This window comes from Kitasatospora sp. NPDC057904 (assembly GCF_042887925.1).
GTDB lineage: Bacteria > Actinomycetota > Actinomycetes > Streptomycetales > Streptomycetaceae > Kitasatospora.
This window is the reverse complement of the sequence record NZ_JBHVOL010000001.1, coordinates 892,914-906,315: the sequence shown is the minus strand read 5'-3', so window position 1 is coordinate 906,315 and position 13,402 is coordinate 892,914. Positions and strand designations below refer to the sequence as shown.

Here is a 13,402-nt window from a genome sequence, read left to right as displayed (position 1 = left end):
AACAGTGGCAGAAGTACCGGCAGGGTCAGGGGTGGGGTCGATGGGCGACGCGGTCGCCGGGGGCGTGGAGTTCTCCGGACTGCTGGCCGGGTACCGGGTGCGGGCGGGGCTGACGCAGGAGGAACTGGCGGAACGTTCCGGCGTGAGCCTGCGGGCCCTCGGCGACATGGAACGCGGCCGTACGCGCGGGCCGCAGCGCCGCACCGTGCGGGCCCTGGCCTCGACGCTGGGCCTCGACGCGGCGGACACGCTGACCCTGGAGCGGGCCGCCCAGTCGGGACGCCCGCGCGGCACCCGCGCGACCGTCCCCGCGCAGGCCGGCCCCAAGGCGCCGAAGGCCGCCGCGGCCGATCAGGCGTCAGCGACCCCCGAGAACGCCCCCGCCGCCCCGGCCGCGCCCGCCACCCCCGCCGTCCCTGCCGTCCCCGTGCTCCCCGGCGCCCTCGCCCTCCCCCGGGACATCGCCGACTTCACCGCCCGCGAGGACGTCCTCGCCCGCCTGGACGAGTTGGTTCGGGAGGACGACCCGGCCCACCCCCGGGTGCTCCTGGTCAGCGGCCAGCCGGGCCTGGGCAAGACCGCCTTCGCCCTGCACGCCGCCCACGCCCTGGCCGACCGGTTCCCCGACGGCCAGCTCTCGCTCGACCTCGCCGGCATGGCCCCCACCCCGCTGCCCGCCCGCGACGCGCTCGGCCAGGTCCTGCGCGCGCTGGGCGTCGAGGACGGCGCCGTCCCGGCCGGCACGGAGGAGCGGGCCGGACTGTTCCGGGCCCTGGTGCGCGAGCGCCGGCTCGTCCTCGTCCTGGACAACGCCGCCGACGAGGCACAGGTCCGCCCGCTGCTGCCCGGCTCGGGCCCGGCCGTGACGATCGTCACCAGCCGCAACGCCCTGCCCGGCCTGGAGTCGGTGCACCGCCTGCGCCTGGACGCCCTCGCGCCCACCGAGGCGGCCGCGCTGCTCGCCAGGATCGCCGGCCGGGAGCGGATCGCCGCCGAACCGGACGCGGTGGCCGAACTCGCCCGCCTGTGCGGCTACCTGCCGCTCGCCCTGCGGATCGCCGGCCAGCGCCTGGTGGCGCGCGAGCAGCTGCCGGTGAGCCGCCTGGTGCGGCAGCTCGCCGCGGAGGAGAACCGGCTGGACCTGCTGGAGACGGGGGACCTCGCCGTCCGCCCGGCCTTCGCCCTGTCCTACCGCCGGCTGCCGGCCGAGGCCCAACTGGTGCTGCGCCGCTGCGCGTTGACCGCAGGACCGGACTTCACCGCGCCGGTCGCCGCGATGTACGCCGGGCTGTCCGCGGTGCGCACCGAGCGCTGTCTGGAGGAGCTGACGGACGCCGGGCTGGTCCAGCTCGCCACCCCGGAGCGGTACCGCCTGCACGACCTCGTCCGGCTCTACGCGGGGGAGCGGCTGACGACCGACGAGAGCCCCGAAGAGGTACGGGCCGCCGAACTGGCCGCGGCCGGGCTGCTGCTGGCGCGCGCCTCGGCGGCGGGCCTGCGGTTCGTCCCGGACAGCACCGGCGAGGAGGCGCTCGGCGACCCCGATCCGGCGACGGCGCCGGTGACGACCGCGGACGCGACGCGCTGGCTCGAGGAGGAGTCCCCGGAGTGGCTGGCGGCCATGTACCGGGCGGCCGGGGCGGGCCGGCACCGTGCGGTGGTGGACACCGCCGAGGCGATGCACTGGTTCTCGGACCGGCTGCTGAGCTGGGACATCTGGGGCGAGGTCTTCCAGCTGTCCGTCGACTCCGCGCGCGCCCTCGGCGACCGGCACGCCGAGACCGTCCACGTGAACTACCTGGCCTGGACGAACGTCACCTGCCTGCACCGCTACCAGCGCGGCGTCGAACTGGCCGGCGAGGGCCTGGAGCTGGCCCGTGAGCTCGGCGACCGCGAGCAGGAGGGCTGGGCGCTGACCTACCTCGGCAGCGGCCTGCGCAGGCTGCACCGGCACCAGGAGGCCACCGACAGCTACCACCGGGCGGCCGAGGCCTTCGCGTCCGTGGACAACCGGGCGGCCCGGATCGGACGGCTGGTCACGCTGCGCGGCGCCGCCACCTGCCTGCGCGAGTCGGGCCGCGCGGAGGAGGCGGTGGAGTCCCGCCGGCTGGCGCTGGCGGGCGCGCTGGAACTGGTGGAGCGCTGGGAGTCGCCGCTGATGCACTTCCTGTCGGCGATGACGGCGTACGAACTGGGCCTCGACCGCGCGGCGCTGAAGCAGTGGCCGGCCGCCGAGAAGGCCTACCGCCAGGCGCTCACCCACTACGAGGCGATCGGCCGCCCGGACAGCATGACGAAGACGCTGACCGAGCTCGGCACGGCCCTGATCGAGCAGGGCCGTGCCGACGAGGCCCGCGAACTCCTCACCGAGGCGCTCACGGACCTCAGCGCGGACGGCCGCCAGGGCCGCCGCCGGACGGGCACGGCGGCCGCCGGGGGCTGAGGCGCGGAGCCCGTCACCGACCGGCTTGGGCTGAGGCGCCGCGCCGTCAGCGCACGGCCGGCGTCAGATCCGGCTGTCCTCGACCGCCGGAATGGTGTAGTCCCGGACGGCGGCGCCGTTCGGCACCGCCGAGCGGACGTTGGCCCGCGGCGCGGCGGCGGCCGGCTTCTTCCCGCAGAACGCCGGCTCCAGCGCGCCCATCAGGCCCTGCGTCACCGAGCCGTTGTTGGAGGCGTTGGCGAACACGACGACCGTGCGGTGGCCGTCCGGCGTGGTGAACGACTGGGTCTGGTAGCCCTGGACGATCCCGCCGTGCCCGTACACGTCGCCGCAGCTGAGCGAGATGCGGCGCAGTCCGAGGCCGTAGGAGATCTTCGCGGTCGGGGTCGGGATCGCGGCCTCCATCTGCTTGAGCGAGTCGTCGGAGACGAGTCCGCCGGAGCTGCCGGCCATGAGGGCGGTGAGGAAGGTGTCGAGGTCCCGGGCGGAGGAGGTGACCGCGCCCGCGGCCCAGACCCAGGAGCCGGTCTGCTCGGTGGAGTCGAGCAGCGGCTTGGTGCGGTCGTCGTTGGTGAGGTAGCCGGTGACGTGGGCGCCGCGGATCTTCGGGTCCGGGACGACGAAGGAGGTGTCGCGCAGCTCCAGCGGGTCGAGGATGCGCTCCTGGAGGACGTCGGCGTAGGGGCGGCCGGTGAGGTTCTCGACGGCGAGGCCCATGAGCACGAAGTCGGTGTTGGAGTACGAGTACTTGGTGCCCGGCGCGTACTGGACGCCGTGCTTGACGGACATCGCGACGAGGTCGCGCGGGGCGTAGACGTTGGTGCGGATGCGGGCCTCGAACGCGGCGGTGGTCTCCTCGCCGGACTGTTCGAGGAGGTCGTTGGTGTGGTCGTAGATCCCGGCGCGGTGCTCCATGACCTGGCGGCCCGTCATGGTCCAGCCGTCGGGCAGGGTGCCGGCCGGGAGGTAGTCGCGCAGGGGCTTGTCGAGGTCGATGAGGCCCTGCTCGGCGAGCTGCATGACCAGGACGGACGCGAACATCTTGCTGTTGCTGCCGACCCGGAAGCGCCAGTCGGCCTTCATCGGGGTGCCGTCGAGATCGGCCTTGCCGACCGTCAGCGTCTGGTCGAGCGACGGGTCGTCGTGGTCGTGGACGACGGCGAAGGCGCCGGGCGCGCCGGCCTTCATCGTGGTCTGCAGGGCGGCGAGCACCGCGGCGGTGTCGGGTGCGGGCGCGCTCGGGGTGCCCTGGTCGGCGGCGGCGTGGGTGGCGCCGGTCGCCATCAGGACGACACCGGCGGCGGCCACGGCCAGGGGACGCAGGAGCCTGATCTTCGCCATGTTCCTCGGTTTCTCGTTCGGCTGACGCGGCGTCGGTCCGCGCGGTTCGAAGATCCACTATCTCCGTCCGGGGCCATCGCCGCAATGTGAGCGATCGGTGAACGCGATCGACTCCACAATCCGTTTCCCGAACGGCGGCCAAGGCTTTACCTGCTGGGATCTACCCGCGTAAACCGATGAGCCGCATGCTTGTTCGGCACACCTCAAGCACCCCCGTGCGCACGTCGAGCACGCCCGTGCGCGCCTTCAGCACGCCTGTGCGCACCTCCGGCACGCCCGTGTGTCCCCACAGCCCCCACCTCACCGACGTGGAGTCAGCATGCCCCTGTCCCGCATCGCCCGCCGCGCCTGCGCCGTCCTGCTGTCCGCCGCCGCCGTGGTGCCGATGGCCGGCGCCGCCCAGGCCGACGCCGTGGCCGGCACCTACTCGGCCGTGGTGTTCCCGGACCAGAACCACAGCCTGGTCGACGACTTCATCAACTCGGCGACCAAGTCCGTCGACGTGACGATGTACGAGCTGCGCGACACCGCCGCGGTGAACGCCCTGATCGGCCGCAAGCAGGCGGGCGTCAAGGTGCGGGTGATCCTGGACGCCAAGCACACCTCGGTCAACGGCGCCGCGTACTCCGCGCTCAAGGCCGCGGGCGTCGGCGTGACGTACTCCTCCTCGGCGTACGTCTACACCCACCAGAAGACCGTCACCGTGGACGGCGCCAAGTCCCTGATCCTGACCGGCAACCTGGACGCCACCTACTACTCGTCCAGCCGTGACTACGGCGTCTTCGACTCGGACGCGAACGACGTCGCCGCGATCGAGCAGGTCTTCGCCGCGGACTACGCGAAGACCTCGATCACCCCCTCGGACGGCGACAACCTGGTCTGGTCGCCCACCGACTCGCAGGACCGCCTGCTCGCGCTGATCAACGGCGCGCAGACCTCCCTCGACGTCCAGGAGCTGGAGTTCGGCGACCAGGCCCTGGTGGACGCGGTCGCCGCCGCCGCGAGCCGCGGCGTCACCGTGCGCGTGGTCGGCATGAACCCCGACTCCTACGGCAGCTACTTCGACGAGGTGACGACGGCCGGCGGCAGGATCGTCACGTACTCGTCCACCACGGGCCTGTACATCCACGCGAAGGCGATCGTCGCCGACTACGGCACGTCGACGGCCAAGGTGTTCGCCGGCTCGGAGAACTTCTCCGACAACTCGCTGAACAACAACCGCGAGCTCGGTCTGATCACCACCGACTCCGGCGTGCTGAGCACGATCGAGTCGACCTTCGCCACCGACTTCGCCAACGGCCAGCCCTACTAGGCACGTCCGGCACCAGCCACGCCCGGCACCAGCCACGTCGGACCGCCGCATCCGGCGGAATCCGCACCAGGTACCGCCTGCCCCACGCAGAACACCCGGGAGAGCCGCCCGGCGCACCGCCGCCGGGCGGCCTCCCACCGGACCGTTCCCATCCCCCGTGAGGACTCGTCATGCCTGAGCCCGCCCAGCTCCGCCTGCGCACCCGCCCGCGCACCCGCCTGCGTTCCCGCCGCACCGCGACCGCCGTAGCCTCGGCGACCGCCCTCGTGGCCGCCTCCGCCGGCCTGTGGGCCGCCACCGCCCCCGCCGCGCAGGCCGCCGCGCTGCCCGCCCCCGACCACGTGATCGTGGTCGTCATGGAGAACCACGCCTACAGCCAGGTCATCGGCAGCAGCAGCGCGCCGTACATCAACTCCCTGGCCAAGGGCGGCGCGACGCTCACCCAGTCGTACGCGATCACGCACCCGAGCCAGCCGAACTACTACGCGCTGTTCTCCGGCTCGACGCAGGGCATCACCGACGACAGCTGCGTGAACGTCGGCGGCCTGCAGGCTCCGAACCTCGCCTCCGAGCTCACCGCCGCGGGGAAGACCTGGGGCAGCTACAACGAGTCCCTGCCCGCCCAGGGCAGCACGGTGTGCAGCAGCGGCAACTACGCGCAGAAGCACAACCCGTGGTTCGGCTTCGGCAACGTCGCGCTGAACTCGGCCCGGACCTTCAGCCAGTTCCCGACCGACTACACCACCCTGCCGAAGGTGTCCTTCGTCGTGCCGAACCTGTGCAGCGACATGCACGACTGCTCGGTCAAGACCGGCGACACCTGGCTCAAGACCAACCTCGGCGCCTACGCCACCTGGGCCGCGAGCCACAACAGCCTGCTCCTCGTCACCTTCGACGAGGACAACCGCCTGGCCGGCAACCGCATCCCCACCGTCGTCTCCGGCGCCCACGTGGCCCCCGGCAGCACCACCGCCACCACCTACAACCACTACGACGTCCTGCGCACCCTGGAGGACCTCGCCGGCCTGACCACCCACGCGGGCAACGCGGCCAACGGCACCGACATCTCCGGCATCTGGAACTGACCCACCCCGCACGCCGCCCGACGACGGGGTCCGGCACCACGCGGTGCCGGACCCGTCCCGGTCACCGTCCGGGCTTCGCCGTGAAGTGAGGGCCGTGGTAAGCATGGCGCGTGCGCTTCGATTCCGTTCCGATGCCGCCGGCCGTCGAGGGCCGGCCCCGTGATGTGCGTGGGTATCCCGTGCCGGCGATCACTCCCTGGGAGGGGGGTGAGCCGCAGTTCGCGCTGACCGACTACGGGCGGAGTGCGAACTGTGCGCTGGAGCGGCGGTGTTCGGTGTGCGACGAGCTGATGCCGCAGGGGCCGGTGTGGCGGGTGGTCGGCGCTGCGGAGAGCGCGGCGATCGCCGAGGCACTGGCGGACGGGCGGCCGTACCGGAACCTCGCGCCGACGATGGAGGGGCCGGGACACCGGGCGTGCATGCTGTACGCCTCGATGGTCTGCCCGTACCTGGCCCGGCCCAACGCCCGTCGGCGCACCACGGCGGACGGCGCCCCGGACGGGCTGACGTCGGCCGTCGTCCGGGGCGCCGTGCGCGGTGGTACGGGTGCGGTGGTCGGGTACGGGGACTACGAGTACGGCGTCACCGCGTCCCGGGTGCTGTTCCGCTTCCTCGACGTGGTCGAGTACCTCCCGCACGAGAACGCGGAGGAGCACCTGGCCGAGCTGCGCGCCGAGTTGGCGCGCAGCTCTCGGGGTTGAGGCGGGAGATCACGGCCGGAAGGCCGGCAGGCCCTTGAACGTCGAGACGGGGGCCGGGGCGGCCGAGCCGTCGGCCGGGAGGGTGCTGATCCCGTCCGGGGTGCGGACGGCGATGGTCTTCCCGTCCGGGGACCACGCGGGCTCGGTGTAGTCCGTGGTGGCGGACGGGGTGAGGTCCTTCTCCTTGCCCTGGTTCTCGGTGTTCTTCGAGAACAGGTGGTCGTGCCCGTTCACGGAGCGGACGAAGACGACCTGCTCGCCGTCGGGGGAGAGCGCCGGCTGCGAGCCCTTGCCCATGTCGCGGGTGTTGGCCCGGATGTAGTCGTCGTAGATGTAGACCTCGCCGTTGGGCGTGTTGGCGTACGCGACCTCGCCGCGCTTGCCGCCGGCGTTCGACCAGGTGTTGCCGGTCGCGGGCGGCTGCGTGACGCCGGGGCCGCCGCCGTCGGAGATGGCGGGCGTGACCGCCTTGGGGGCGGTGCCGCCCTTGACGGGGACCGTCTCCAGGGTCAGGACGCCGCCCTTGGCCGAGGAGAACACGATGTTGGCGAAGCGCTCCAGGAACCCCGGGCTGTCCGAGACGGCGTCGCTCTTCTCGGCGTGCTGCCAGCTCGGGTGGGACCAGGTCTCGCCGCCCGGGTTCTTGGCGAGGACGACCTTGTTGCTGCCGTCCGGGTTGGCGGTGACGAGGTCGCCGTTGCCGTTGACGAACGCGGCGTGCTTGCCGTCGGGGGACCACGCGAGGTCGCGGACGACGGTGCCGAAGTCGACGGTGGTGCCGTTCATCACGACGGTCTGGGTGCCCGTGCTGATGGTGAGGTGGTTGGCCGCGCTGGTGCCGTTGACCTCCTTGGCGCCGCCCGTGCTGCCGGTGCTGCCCGTGCCGCCGGAACCGCCCGTCGAACCGCCCGCGCCGCCGCTCTTGCCCGGCGCGGCCGTGCCGGGGGCGGCGGTCGGCTCGGGGCCGTTGCCCGTGTCGTTGGGACCGCAGGCGGAGACCAGGACGGTGCCGGCGGTGGTCATCAGGGCTATCGCGGCGACGGTGCCGAACCGGTTGCGGACTGTGGTGCGAACGGACATCTTCCAGGTCCCCCTCGTGCGTTGCTCGCTTACAGGTAGGAGCCTCGCAGCCGCAGGTCCGCGCCGCGTCGACGACGTGTCACAGCCGTGGAACAGCCCCACCGGCGGGGAACTCCGCGCTATCGTCCTTGTCGGAACGCGGCGGAGCGTGACGGCCCGCCACGTCCGCCCGTCTGTCCGGACCGGGAGGGGAGACCGCGATGACCGCCGCCCGCAAGCCCGCCGAACTGCTGGAGTTCTCCGACGACCTGCACGTCGAGGACATCGACCCGCTGCGGACGTTCCTGGCCGCCAGACTGCGCGAGATCGTCGCCGCGCAGCCCGACGGCAGCGACGCCCATTTCGCCGCCGAGCGCCTGGAGCAGATCACCTCGGCCGACTGCATCCAGCTCGCGGACCTCCTGGTCGCCTGGGAGGTCGTCCTGGAGGAGGAGCGGACGGAGGAGCCGGGCGAGACCCAGCGGCTGCGCCAGGACGTGTCGATCTGGTGGGCGCGGCTGTGCCGGACGGCCGACCGCTTCCGCGACCACCCGGACCACAATCCGCGGTGGCGCCGGCTGGACTACATGAACCTCTGGCACGCGGAGTTGATGGCGAGCCTGACGGACGCCGCCGGCGGCGTGTACGGCGACGGCGCCCACCCCTGACCCGGGACCCGGTCGGCCCGCGTTCACCGCCCGAGGATCCGCCGCAGCCAGCGGGTGCGGGCGTCGAGGGCGTCCCGGCTGAGGGCCGCGTGCGGCGCGAGGGTGTCGAAGCCGTGGAACGCCCCCGGCCAGACGTGGAGTTCGGCCGCGCCGCCGGCCCGCCAGATCGCGTCGGCGTAGGCCACGGCCTCGTCCCGGAAGGTCTCGGCCGACCCGACCTCGACGTAGGCCGGGGGCAGCCCGGCGAGGTCGGTCGCGCGGGCGGGGGCGGCGTAGGGCGGCAGGTCGGCGGAGCCGTACCGCTCGCCGAGCACGGCCTGCCAGGCGGTGGCGTTGGAGGTGCGGTCCCAGGTGTCACGGCCGGCCAGCTGGTGGCTGGAGTGCGTGTCGCCGCGGTCGTCGAGCATCGGGCTGAGGAGCAGTTGGCCGATCGGGGCCGGCCCGCCGCGGTCGCGCGTCAGCAGGGCGAGGGCCGCGGCGAGCCCGCCGCCCGCGCTCTTGCCGCCGAGGACGACGCGCTTCGCGTCGAGGCCCAGCTCATCGGCGAGTTCGGTGGTGTGGAGGAGCCCGGCGTAGCAGTCCTCGACGGCCGCCGGGTACCGCGCGCCGGGTGCCAGCCGATAGTCGACGGAGACGACGGCGAGCCCGAGCGGTTCGGCCGTCTCGCGCAGCAGGCGGGGCAGGACGGACCACGCGTTGCCGGAGATCATCCCGCCGCCGTGCAGGTAGTACAGGACGGGCAGCGGCCCGTCGAGCCCGGCGGGCCGGGCCGTCACCAGCCGGACCTCGCTGCCGTCCCACGCGACCGGCGCCCGCAGCTCCGCGACCTCGAACCGGCCGCCGTCCCGCAGCCGTTCGGCCGTCGGCCGGGGCCGGGAGGCGGTGTCCCGGGCCTGCCAGGCCGCGAGCCCGGCCGGCGTGAGCGGCTCCGGCGTGCCGACGGCCGCCAGCGCGGCGTGCAGTTCCGGGTCGAAGGCGACACCCATGAACGAACCCCCCTCATCTCGGTAACTTTTGTTACCGCGAACCGACTTCGTAAACTATGGTTGTCACATGATGATGCCTGAGATCACCCGGGAAGAACAGGCGGCACTCGACAAGGCTCTCTGCGAGGCCCTGGACCCGCTGGCCGCGGCCATCCGCGCCCGGCAGAGCGGGCTCGCGCAGGAGCGCATGTGGGACGCGGACCCGGCGGAGGTGGCGCTGTCCGTCCTCGCCGCCTGGAAGGTGGTGGACGGCGCGGTGAAGCAGCTGACGGCGACGGCGGCCGGCACCGCCGGTTCGTACGGGGCGAGTTACGAGCAGCTCGGTGCCGTGTGGGGCATCACCCGGCAGGGCGCGCGGAAGAAGTGGCCGGACGCCGTCCAGCGCCCGGCGCAGGAGGCGGGCACGCTCGAACTCTTCGGTGGGACGGCGAGGTTGGTCCAGGCGCCGGGCGGCGGCTGGGGCTGGACGGCGACGGGGGCCGACGGTGTCTTCGGTGCCGCGGAGGACGGGGTGCACCACGTGAGCGCGGAGGTGGCCGCGGCCCACGCGGGGGCCTTCCTCAGGGAGCACGCCTGACCGTGCGGGCGTGGGCGCAGGAGCCGTGGGCTCAGGCGTCGTGGGCTCAGGCGCTGTGGGCTCGGGCGTCGTGGGCTCAGGAGTACAGCGCGATCCGCGGCTCGACCGTGCCGTGGGCGGGCGCGAGCACCGTGAGCCGGTAGTGCTCGGTGAGCGTGTGGTGGCCGTGCAGGACGATCTTCGCGGTGGTGAGGCCGGTGAACAGCGTGCCGGTCTGGCTCCCGAGCTGCACGGTCCGCCACCGCCCGTCGGAACCGAGCAGTTCGAGCCTGACGTCGGACGTGACGAGGAAGGGGCCCTTGTCGGGCGACTCGACGAGGACCTGCGGGGCCACGGTGCGGTCCGCGGAGGAGGGGTTGCGGTAGGTCACGGTGATCCGGTGCGGCGTGCGGTCGGCCGGCAGCGGGCTGCTCGGCAGGTTCACGAACCCGACCGGTGCCGCGGCGGCCGTCGCCGCCGGCGGGGGAGCGGACGCCACCGCCTGCCCGGGGGCGACCAGCGCGATGGCCGGGAGGGCGGCGAGGGCGACGGCGGTCAGGACCGGACCTCTGCGGGGGATCCTCCTGCTGGGCATGGCGCCTCCTTCGATCGTCGACGGCACGCCCGGTGACCGATGGGGATCCGCGGGTGCACGGACGGTCGCCGCTCGGGCGGGCTGTACGTATCCACGGTGCACGCCAACCGCATCCGCCGCATCCGCCGGGGCCCGCGGCCCGCTGCGGAGGCCGCCGGAACCCGTACGTTCTCGCGGTGATGTGCGGGGTTCGGGGGAACCGGCCCGGCGCTCGGTCGGGGGTGGCATGATGTCCCGGCCATGGCTGCCTCCCGACCCGAGGCGCTGCCGACACCGGTTCGCGCCGCCGCGCTCGACCTTCGCGTACTGAGGGCCCTGCCCTTCGCGACGGTCTGCGTCGTGCTGGCCGCGGCCGGGCACGTTTTCGCCTCCGGGAGCCCGGTCCCGCCGGGCGCGCTGTTCCTCGGGTGGGTGCTGTCCGGCACCGCGGCGGCTTTCGGCGCGCGACGGGAACGCTCGGCGCGGGCGATCATCGGGAGCCTGGCAGGCGCACAAGGGGGCTTGCACGTCCTCTTCCACGCTGCCCAGGCCTCGCGCGCGGTCCCGGCGAGGGGCGAAGCGGACACCATGGCCGATATGCCTGGCATGCCTGGGATGTCAGGGATGGGCGGGCGCCCCGGCGTGGCGATGGCCCACGCCGTGACGGGCGGCGGCGGGGCGCTCCCGCACACCGCCGTCGCGGCGACGCACGTCGCCTTCTGGTGCCACGCGACGCTCCTCGGCCTCAGCCCGGCCATGCTCGCGGCGCACCTGGCCGCGACCGTCGCCGCCGGCTGGTGGCTGCGGCGCGGCGAGGCGGCCGTCTGGTCGCTGGTCCGGCTCGCGGCCGGCACCGCCTCGGCCGCCGTGCGGGCCTGCGCGGATCAACTCCGCGGCGTGCTGGCCCTGTTCGAGGCCCTGAGCGACGGGCTCGGCGGCCGGTCGCGGGCGGGCGCCGTGCGTCGGGTGCCGGCGTACGACTGGTGGGGTCCGGTGCGGTCGGCGCCGCTCCGGCACGTGGTGATCAGGCGCGGTCCGCCGCTGGGCGCGGCCGCCTGACGGGACCGTCCCGTTGCGGCCGTCCGCCCGCCCCTGACCACACCCATGCCTTCCCTGGAGAAGACACCACCCATGAGAGCCTCCTCCGCGATCCGCCTCGCCGCCGCCTCCGCCCTGGCCGCCACGGCCGTGCTGGCCGGCGCCACCGCCGCGTCCGCGCACGTCACCGTGCAGCCGTCCAGCGTGCCGAAGAACGCGACCGACCAGACCTTCGCGTTCCGCGTGCCGAACGAGGACGACAAGAACAGCACGGTGAAGGTCGAGATCGACTTCCCGGTCGACCACCCGATCCCGTCCGCCCTGGTCGCGCCGGTGGCGGGCTGGACCGACCGGATCCAGACCACCAAGCTCGCGACGCCGATCCACACCGACGACGGCGACATCACCGACGTGGTGTCGCAGATCGTCTGGACCGGCGGCCAGATCGCCCCCGGCCACTACCAGGACTTCACCGTCGACCTCGGCGCGCTGCCCGAGGGCACGGACAAGGTCGTCTTCAAGGCGCTCCAGACGTACAGCGACGGGAACATCGTCCGCTGGATCGAGGAGCCGCAGGAGGGGCAGCCCGAGCCGAAGAACCCGGCGCCGGTCCTCAAGCTGACCGCGGCGAGCGCGGCGAGCGCGACGACCGCCGGGGATGCCACGGCCGCACCGGCTCCGGCCGCCGCCCCGGCGGCTCCGGCGGCTCCGGCGGCCCCGGTGGCGGCGAAGGCGAGCACCAGCGACTCCACCGCCCGCGCGATCGGCATCGCGGGCGTCGTCCTGGGGGCCCTCGGCGTGGCCGCGGGCCTCCTGCTGGGCCGCCGCCGCTCCACCGGCACCGCTGCCTGACCCTCCCGGGCCGGTGCGGGACTCCTCCCGCACCGGCCCTCGGCGGGGCCGGGCGACGCCGGCCGGGTCGGGCACCGTGGGCGACGCCGACCGAGGCGGCACCGTGATCGATACACTCGTGCATCCGATCCACCCCCGGAGGTTCGATGCCCAAGGGCACCACCAAGCGCCGCCCCGTGACCCGAGCCGCGCTGCTGGAGGCGGCGCTCGCGGTCTTCGCCGAGCACGGGTTCCAGGCCGCGACGATCGAGCAGGTCTGCACCCGGGCCGGCTACACCCGGGGCGCGTTCTACTCGAACTTCGGCAGCAAGGAGGAGCTCTTCCTCGCCCTGTTCGACCAGCACAGCCAGGAGATCCTCGACCGCCTGGCCGACCTGGCGGACGCGCTGCCCGCCGGGGAGTCCACCCTCGCCGAGTTCGCCGGGCGGATCGCCCGGATCGACCCGGCCGAGCGGGACTGGTACCTCGTGAGCACCGAGTTCACCCTCCTCGCGATCCGCGACCCGCAGGCCGGCTGGGTGCTCGCCCGGCACGACGCGCGGCTGCGGGCGGAGCTCGCCCGGGGCCTGACCGCCCAGCTGGAGCGGGTCGGCCTGCGGCTCACCGTGGACGCCGAGGAGCTGGCCCGGCTGCTGATCGCGATCCGCGAGGGCGGCCTGGCGCAGAGCTACGTCGAGCCCGACGTGCTGCCGCCCGGCGAGCTGGAGCGCCGGTTCCTCGGGACGATCCTGGGTGCCGTGACGGAGGCGGCCGGCTGAGGGAGCCTCCGCAAGTCGAGGCATCCGAT

General features: G+C 73.9%; 13 protein-coding genes. 9 read left to right on the top strand and 4 right to left on the bottom strand.

Going from position 1 to position 13,402, the window contains the following annotated elements; genetic code table 11:
- Positions 1–40 precede the first annotated feature (40 nt).
- A complete protein-coding gene (locus tag ACFVSN_RS04285; RefSeq protein WP_387598946.1) occupies positions 41–2,443 on the top strand; it encodes an ATP-binding protein in 2,403 nt (800 codons plus the stop codon).
- Between the two features lie 63 nt (positions 2,444–2,506).
- On the opposite strand, the gene ACFVSN_RS04280 is transcribed toward ACFVSN_RS04285, so the two are convergent.
- On the bottom strand, positions 2,507–3,784 hold the full coding sequence (locus ACFVSN_RS04280; protein ID WP_380444965.1) for a serine hydrolase domain-containing protein: 1,278 nt from the start codon (positions 3,782–3,784) through the stop codon (positions 2,507–2,509).
- Positions 3,785–4,103: 319 nt separating this feature from the next.
- Here ACFVSN_RS04280 and ACFVSN_RS04275 point away from each other — a divergent pair, with 319 nt between their 5' ends.
- The 3 genes from ACFVSN_RS04275 (at position 4,104) to ACFVSN_RS04265 (ending at position 6,882) form a co-directional block, all read left to right on the top strand.
- A complete protein-coding gene (locus ACFVSN_RS04275) occupies positions 4,104–5,096 on the top strand; it encodes a phosphatidylserine/phosphatidylglycerophosphate/cardiolipin synthase family protein (protein WP_380444964.1) in 993 nt (330 codons plus the stop codon).
- Between the two features lie 170 nt (positions 5,097–5,266).
- Positions 5,267–6,181, top strand: a complete 915-nt coding sequence (locus ACFVSN_RS04270; RefSeq protein WP_387598949.1) for an alkaline phosphatase family protein — start codon at positions 5,267–5,269, stop codon at positions 6,179–6,181.
- A 179-nt stretch (positions 6,182–6,360) separates the two neighbouring features.
- The gene (locus ACFVSN_RS04265) at positions 6,361–6,882 is read left to right on the top strand and encodes a hypothetical protein (RefSeq protein WP_380498943.1); all 522 of its coding nucleotides are present in this window, start codon (positions 6,361–6,363) and stop codon (positions 6,880–6,882) included.
- A gap of 9 nt (positions 6,883–6,891) precedes the next feature.
- Here ACFVSN_RS04265 and ACFVSN_RS04260 read toward each other — a convergent pair whose 3' ends face one another.
- Positions 6,892–7,962, bottom strand: a complete 1,071-nt coding sequence (locus ACFVSN_RS04260; RefSeq protein ID WP_380498942.1) for a TolB family protein — start codon at positions 7,960–7,962, stop codon at positions 6,892–6,894.
- Between the two features lie 200 nt (positions 7,963–8,162).
- Here ACFVSN_RS04260 and ACFVSN_RS04255 point away from each other — a divergent pair, with 200 nt between their 5' ends.
- Complete coding sequence (locus ACFVSN_RS04255; protein ID WP_380498941.1) at positions 8,163–8,609, top strand: hypothetical protein; 447 nt, start codon at positions 8,163–8,165, stop codon at positions 8,607–8,609.
- 23 nt (positions 8,610–8,632) lie between these two features.
- Here the strand turns inward: ACFVSN_RS04255 and ACFVSN_RS04250 are convergent, their stop codons facing one another.
- Positions 8,633–9,595, bottom strand: coding sequence for an alpha/beta hydrolase (locus ACFVSN_RS04250; RefSeq protein WP_380511032.1), 963 nt, complete (start codon positions 9,593–9,595; stop codon positions 8,633–8,635).
- Positions 9,596–9,662: 67 nt separating this feature from the next.
- On the opposite strand from ACFVSN_RS04250, the gene ACFVSN_RS04245 reads away from it, so the two are divergent.
- Positions 9,663–10,172 carry a hypothetical protein gene (locus ACFVSN_RS04245; protein ID WP_380444958.1) on the top strand — a complete coding sequence of 170 codons (510 nt, stop codon included), beginning with the start codon at positions 9,663–9,665 and terminating at the stop codon, positions 10,170–10,172.
- A 76-nt stretch (positions 10,173–10,248) separates the two neighbouring features.
- Here the strand turns inward: ACFVSN_RS04245 and ACFVSN_RS04240 are convergent, their stop codons facing one another.
- Positions 10,249–10,746 carry a signal peptide protein gene (locus ACFVSN_RS04240; RefSeq protein WP_380444957.1) on the bottom strand — a complete coding sequence of 166 codons (498 nt, stop codon included), beginning with the start codon at positions 10,744–10,746 and terminating at the stop codon, positions 10,249–10,251.
- A 240-nt stretch (positions 10,747–10,986) separates the two neighbouring features.
- On the opposite strand from ACFVSN_RS04240, the gene ACFVSN_RS04235 reads away from it, so the two are divergent.
- From ACFVSN_RS04235 to ACFVSN_RS04225, 3 genes are all read left to right on the top strand, one after another.
- The gene (locus ACFVSN_RS04235; RefSeq protein WP_387598954.1) at positions 10,987–11,784 is read left to right on the top strand and encodes a hypothetical protein; all 798 of its coding nucleotides are present in this window, start codon (positions 10,987–10,989) and stop codon (positions 11,782–11,784) included.
- Positions 11,785–11,856: 72 nt separating this feature from the next.
- Positions 11,857–12,615, top strand: a complete 759-nt coding sequence (locus ACFVSN_RS04230; RefSeq protein WP_387598957.1) for a YcnI family protein — start codon at positions 11,857–11,859, stop codon at positions 12,613–12,615.
- A 146-nt stretch (positions 12,616–12,761) separates the two neighbouring features.
- Positions 12,762–13,373, top strand: coding sequence for a TetR/AcrR family transcriptional regulator (locus ACFVSN_RS04225; protein WP_380444954.1), 612 nt, complete (start codon positions 12,762–12,764; stop codon positions 13,371–13,373).
- The last annotated feature ends 29 nt before the right edge of the window (positions 13,374–13,402 follow it).

Bases quoted from the DNA above. Each gene is read 5' to 3' on its own strand.
- ACFVSN_RS04285 (WP_387598946.1), top strand. From the start codon at position 41: ATGGGCGACGCGGTCGCCGGGGGCGTGGAGTTCTCCGGACTGCTGGCC.
- ACFVSN_RS04280 (WP_380444965.1), bottom strand. From the start codon at position 3,784: ATGGCGAAGATCAGGCTCCTGCGTCCCCTGGCCGTGGCCGCCGCCGGT.
- ACFVSN_RS04275 (WP_380444964.1), top strand. From the start codon at position 4,104: ATGCCCCTGTCCCGCATCGCCCGCCGCGCCTGCGCCGTCCTGCTGTCC.
- ACFVSN_RS04270 (WP_387598949.1), top strand. From the start codon at position 5,267: ATGCCTGAGCCCGCCCAGCTCCGCCTGCGCACCCGCCCGCGCACCCGC.
- ACFVSN_RS04260 (WP_380498942.1), bottom strand. From the start codon at position 7,962: ATGTCCGTTCGCACCACAGTCCGCAACCGGTTCGGCACCGTCGCCGCG.
- ACFVSN_RS04255 (WP_380498941.1), top strand. From the start codon at position 8,163: ATGACCGCCGCCCGCAAGCCCGCCGAACTGCTGGAGTTCTCCGACGAC.
- ACFVSN_RS04250 (WP_380511032.1), bottom strand. From the start codon at position 9,595: ATGGGTGTCGCCTTCGACCCGGAACTGCACGCCGCGCTGGCGGCCGTC.
- ACFVSN_RS04245 (WP_380444958.1), top strand. From the start codon at position 9,663: ATGATGATGCCTGAGATCACCCGGGAAGAACAGGCGGCACTCGACAAG.
- ACFVSN_RS04240 (WP_380444957.1), bottom strand. From the start codon at position 10,746: ATGCCCAGCAGGAGGATCCCCCGCAGAGGTCCGGTCCTGACCGCCGTC.
- ACFVSN_RS04235 (WP_387598954.1), top strand. From the start codon at position 10,987: ATGGCTGCCTCCCGACCCGAGGCGCTGCCGACACCGGTTCGCGCCGCC.
- ACFVSN_RS04230 (WP_387598957.1), top strand. From the start codon at position 11,857: ATGAGAGCCTCCTCCGCGATCCGCCTCGCCGCCGCCTCCGCCCTGGCC.
- ACFVSN_RS04225 (WP_380444954.1), top strand. From the start codon at position 12,762: ATGCCCAAGGGCACCACCAAGCGCCGCCCCGTGACCCGAGCCGCGCTG.